Annotated in this window: 2 rRNA genes; both read left to right on the top strand. The window is 52.9% G+C overall.

From position 1 onward, the window contains the following. Positions 1 to 1,189 (top strand): 23S ribosomal RNA (locus EHN13_RS23620); the annotation flags it as partial. A gap of 97 nt (positions 1,190 to 1,286) precedes the next feature. Further along, positions 1,287 to 1,403: ribosomal RNA gene (gene rrf, locus EHN13_RS23625) — 5S ribosomal RNA — on the top strand. Positions 1,404 to 1,411 lie beyond the last annotated feature (8 nt).

Raw genomic sequence — 1,411 nt, forward strand, 5'->3', positions numbered from 1 at the left:
CATGGAGCTGAAATCAGTCGAAGATACCAGCTGGCTGCAACTGTTTATTAAAAACACAGCACTGTGCAAACACGAAAGTGGACGTATACGGTGTGACGCCTGCCCGGTGCCGGAAGGTTAATTGATGGGGTTATCCGTAAGGAGAAGCTCTTGATCGAAGCCCCGGTAAACGGCGGCCGTAACTATAACGGTCCTAAGGTAGCGAAATTCCTTGTCGGGTAAGTTCCGACCTGCACGAATGGCGTAATGATGGCCAGGCTGTCTCCACCCGAGACTCAGTGAAATTGAACTCGCTGTGAAGATGCAGTGTACCCGCGGCAAGACGGAAAGACCCCGTGAACCTTTACTATAGCTTGACACTGAACACTGGTCCTTGATGTGTAGGATAGGTGGGAGGCTTTGAAGTGTGGACGCCAGTCTGCATGGAGCCAACCTTGAAATACCACCCTTTAATGGCTGGTGTTCTAACGTGGACCCGTAATCCGGGTTGCGGACAGTGTCTGGTGGGTAGTTTGACTGGGGCGGTCTCCTCCTAAAGAGTAACGGAGGAGCACGAAGGTTAGCTAATCCTGGTCGGACATCAGGAGGTTAGTGCAAAGGCATAAGCTAGCTTGACTGCGAGAGTGACGGCTCGAGCAGGTGCGAAAGCAGGTCTTAGTGATCCGGTGGTTCTGAATGGAAGGGCCATCGCTCAACGGATAAAAGGTACTCCGGGGATAACAGGCTGATACCGCCCAAGAGTTCATATCGACGGCGGTGTTTGGCACCTCGATGTCGGCTCATCACATCCTGGGGCTGAAGTAGGTCCCAAGGGTATGGCTGTTCGCCATTTAAAGTGGTACGCGAGCTGGGTTTAGAACGTCGTGAGACAGTTCGGTCCCTATCTGCCGTGGGCGCTGGAGAATTGAGGGGGGCTGCTCCTAGTACGAGAGGACCGGAGTGGACGCATCACTGGTGTTCGGGTTGTCATGCCAATGGCATTGCCCGGTAGCTAAATGCGGAAGAGATAAGTGCTGAAAGCATCTAAGCACGAAACTTGCCCCGAGATGAGTTCTCCCTGGTTTTTCCCCCCCCCCCCCGTATAAGTCTCCTGAAGGAACGTTAAAGACGATGACGTTGATAGGTCGGGTGTGTAAGTGTAGCGATACATTGAGCTAACCGATACTAATGAACCGTGAGGCTTAACCTTACAACGCCGAAGATGTTTTGGCGAAGAGGCAGACATCAGATTCAGCTTGATTACAGATGACATCAGAACGCAGAAGCGGTCTGATAAACAGAATTTGCCTGGCGGCTGTAGCGCGGTGGTCCCACCTGACCCCATGCCGAACTCAGAAGTGAAACGCCGTAGCGCCGATGGTAGTGTGGGGTCTCCCCATGCGAGAGTAGGGAACTGCCCAGGCATCAAATT

Origin of the sequence: Citrobacter youngae (genome assembly GCF_003818115.1) — a bacterium.
Classification (GTDB): Bacteria; Pseudomonadota; Gammaproteobacteria; order Enterobacterales; family Enterobacteriaceae; genus Citrobacter; species Citrobacter youngae.